This window comes from Sphingomonas sp. Leaf10 (assembly GCF_001421245.1).
Taxonomy (GTDB): Bacteria; Pseudomonadota; Alphaproteobacteria; order Sphingomonadales; family Sphingomonadaceae; genus Sphingomonas.
In genome coordinates this window covers 74054-77809 of record NZ_LMKE01000012.1, presented here as the reverse complement: position 1 = coordinate 77809, position 3756 = coordinate 74054, and the positions used below count along the sequence as shown (strand labels likewise).

At 60.3% G+C, this 3756-nt stretch carries 2 protein-coding genes, 2 pseudogenes and 1 other annotated feature; of the genes and pseudogenes, 1 reads left to right on the top strand and 3 read right to left on the bottom strand.

Annotation, left to right across the window (positions count from 1 at the left end):
• The coding region (locus ASE59_RS19800) for a GAF domain-containing protein (protein ID WP_162235297.1) at positions 1–406 on the top strand (406 nt) is incomplete at its 5' end.
• Positions 407–441: 35 nt separating this feature from the next.
• Here the strand turns inward: ASE59_RS19800 and ASE59_RS19795 are convergent.
• The 3 genes and pseudogenes from ASE59_RS19795 to ASE59_RS10390 all read right to left on the bottom strand — a co-directional run.
• Positions 442–552 (bottom strand): annotated as a pseudogene (locus ASE59_RS19795) (IS3 family transposase); the annotation flags it as partial.
• Positions 553–592: 40 nt separating this feature from the next.
• A pseudogene (locus ASE59_RS10400) lies at positions 593–1824 on the bottom strand (IS3 family transposase).
• Positions 1424–1540: a sequence feature (AL1L pseudoknot), on the bottom strand. Its footprint overlaps the pseudogene before it by 117 nt.
• A 260-nt stretch (positions 1825–2084) precedes the next feature.
• The coding region (locus ASE59_RS10390) for a diguanylate cyclase (protein WP_082458228.1) at positions 2085–3756 on the bottom strand (1672 nt) is incomplete at its 5' end.

Genomic DNA, 3756 nt, shown 5'->3' with positions numbered 1-3756 from the left:
GTCGCTGCTGTCGATCTTGTACGGTGATACCCAGTATGTGATCGCAGCCCATAGGTTCTCGGTCGGTGCATACAGTCGAAAGAACTCCCTGTCTGGACATGCGCTCGCCGCCGGGAACGAACTGTTTGTCATACCCGACCTCAGTAGCGACGAACGCTTTGCGGAAAATCCTTGGATCAACGGTGAAAATGCGCGTTTCAAATTTTACGCGGCATCGCTGGTTCGGCCTTACGGACGATTGCCCGTTGGCGTTCTAAGCGTCCTTGACGATAAAGTGCGCCCTACAATCTCGGAACTGGAGCGCAATGTCATCATGAACGCAGCTAATGAAGCTGCTGAGCGGATCGTGCAAATCTCGCAAGATCGAAATATGTCACCCGTGGCACCATCCCCGCCTCACATCTGAACCATTCTGGAAGCATTTGAGTAGCCCCTAGTTTTCTAGACGCCTTCCGCCTTCAAAACCTGCTGCCGTTCGAACGCGACGGGCGACAGCATCCCGTTCCTGACCTGCTTGCGTACAGGGTTGTAGAACATCTCGACGTAATCGAACTGGACCGCCCCGGGTTTGCCGGAGGCCATGGGTTGTGAGTTACGCTGCCATATCGATGATGTCCGCAGAAGCATAATATTGCTCTTCGGCTTCGGCAGGCGGGATGTTGCCGATGGGTTCGAGCAGGCGACGATGGTTGAACCAGTCGACCCATTCGAGAGTGGCATATTCGACGGCTTCGAAGCTGCGCCAAGGTCCTCGCCTGTGGATGACCTCCGCCTTGTAGAGGCCGTTGATTGTCTCGGCCAAAGCGTTGTCGTAGCTGTCGCCGACGCTGCCAACTGATGGCTCTATCCCGGCTTCGGCGAGGCGCTCGGTGTATTTGATGGAGACGTATTGCGACCCACGGTCGCTATGATGGACGAGACCGCTTCGATGGGCCGGCCGGCGGTCATGAAGCGCTTGTTCCAAAGCATCGAGGACGAAGCTGGCATGCGCTGTCCTGCTCGCTCGCCAGCCGACGATGCGTCTCGCGTAAGTGTCGATGACGAAGGCGACATAGACGAACCCCGCCCAGGTAGCGACGTAGGTGAAATCCGACACCCACAGCATGTTCGGCGCCGGCGCGTAGAACCTGCGGTTGACGTGATCCAGCGGGCACGACGCTGCTTTGTCGCTCATCGTCGTGCGAACCGGCTTGCCCCGGATCACGCCCTGTAGACCCATATCGCGCATCAGCCGCTCGATGGTGCAGCGGGCGACCGGGAAGCCCTCGCGCATCATCTGCCGCCAGACCTTGCGGACGCCGTAGACCGCGAAGTTCTCGGCGAACACGCGAGCCACCTCGGGCTTGAGAACCTGATCCCGCTGCGCCCGCGCCGACAGGCGCATTGGATCCTGCCGCTGCGCGACACGCTCGAAATACGTCGATGGGGCGATCGGCAAGACGCGGCAGATCGGCTCGACCCCATAGGCTTTACGGTGATCGTCGATGAAGGCGATCATCGCCGGAACGGGCGGTCGAGCTCCGCCTGGGCAAAATATGCGGATGCCTTGCGGAGGATCTCGTTGGCCTGTCGCAGCTAGCGGACTTCGCGTTCCAGCGCCTTCATCTTGTCGGCAACTTCGGTCGGGACGCCAGCGCACTTGCCGCTGTTCACCTCCGCCTTCTTTATCCACTCATGCAGCGTCTGCGGAACGCAGCCGATCTTCTCGGCAATGGAAACTACCGCTGCCCATCGCGATGGGTGATCGCGCTCGTGATCCAGCACCATCCGTACCGCTCGCTCGCGGACCTCAGGTGAGAACTTATTCGTCGTCTTGCTCGTCATAGCCCCTTCCTCTCAGGAGTTGGGGCCTCCGACAAACCCGGGGCGGTTCATCCCGTCCTACCAAACGACCGCTTACTCCGGCGTGATATCGACCGATCTTTGAGAATATGAACGAACGGCAGAAGTCGGAAGGGGATAAGGTGTGTCCGATGACCGCATGTGGGTCATCTGTTATACAGGTGAGGTGTTGATCGCCCGCTCGCCACCAGACGTTAAGCGACAAGAGCTCTTGAGCGCGGCCAGAATTACGTTGTTGGCAGTCAAGCGGCGATAAGACTGATCGTCGCACGGTTTCTACCCTCACGCTTGGACTGGTAGAGAGCCATATCGGCTGCTTGAATGAGGGTCGAGCCGTCGCGTGCCATCGTAGGCGACCACGTCGCGATGCCAAATGACATGCTGGTTGATCCAAGGCTGCGGCTGCCATGCCGAACGGTCAGCTCGGCGATAGCGCGTCGGACGACTTCCACCCGACCTGCCAAAGCGTCCGCCGTGGTGCCCGGGGCGATGATAGTGAACTCCTCACCCCCGAAGCGGCAAACCACATCGCCGTCGCGAAAGCGGCTGCGCATTTCCGCTGCAACAACCTGCAAAACCGCGTCGCCGGCATCATGGCCGAATTCGTCGTTAAAACGCTTGAAGTGGTCGATGTCACACATGACGAGGCTGAGCGGCGTACCAGCGCGGGAGGCACGCGCGATCTCCAGCTTCAGCGTCTCCTCCATATAGCGGCGATTGAACAGGCCGGTCAGCGGGTCGCGGATCGTCTGCTCACGTAGCGAGCGCTGGAGGCGATGGTTCACTAGTGCTGAAGCGATGTTTTCGGTCAGCACGTTCATGCGGAAGCGGTTCTCGCTCTCGATCTGACCTTGAAGGTAGAGGACACCGATGACCTCACCGCCAGCGAGCAAGGGTTCGCAGTGATAAATCTCGTCCTCACCGACATGACCACAAACGATGTCACCGCCAGGTCCAGACACGTAATGGCTCTGCCCGCGGCGCAACGCCCAACACCGATCTGGCGCGAAGCCCTCAGGTGGAACGTCGGTGCCCCCCCAGCTGGCGATGGGCACGAGGCAGTTGCGCGAGTTATTGTGCGCGTAGAGAGCACCGGGAACGTTCGGGAGTACACGTGGTACAAAGACCTTGATGATCTGCGCTAGCTCATCGTCGGTACGAGCGGCTTGCATGCGGTGCGACATGCCGCCCAGAAGCCCAATGACGGAGCCGCGTTCGCGCAGGGTTTCGCTATTCCGGTGCAATTCGGCGTTGGCGGTTTGCAGCTGACGCTCGCTGTTCGCCTGATCCGCGACGGCGTTCCTCAGCCTCTCCGCCATGGCGTTATAGCCCTGTGCAAGTCGGTTAAATTCCTTGGATCCCATTGCTGTATCAATGCGCGCATCCTGCTCACCGTCCCCCAACGCGGTCATGGCGCGCATCATGGTCGCCAACGGCCGGCGGATAGCGCGGATCAGTAGTGCGAAGCTGCAGACAACCAGCAACGCGACCACGCCCCCTCCGATAATGGCGAGCTTCCGCCCGCTGGCGAGCCGCTTGTCTGCCGCGTCTTGACGGCTAGTCTGCAAAGCTCTCTCTTCGTCGAGGAAACCGCTAGCCCGGACGCTGATCGCATCCATCAGCTCACGTCCGCGACCACTGGCGACGATTGCTACCGCACCAGCGAAATCGCCATGACGCGCGAGGATCAGGGGCTGCCGAAGGAAGGTTGCCCGCTGCGCCATCAGAACCGCGATCTCACGAGCTCTTGCATGCTGCATAGGGTTGTCGCTCGTCTGCCGGACCGCAACGGCCATATTACGCGCCGAGCTCTCCACCCGCTCGGCAAACGACCGAGCGTAAGCTGGATTGCGCGTGATGATGAAGCCCCGTTCACCCGACTCCGCCTCGCGTAAATCACCTAGCGCTGCTTCC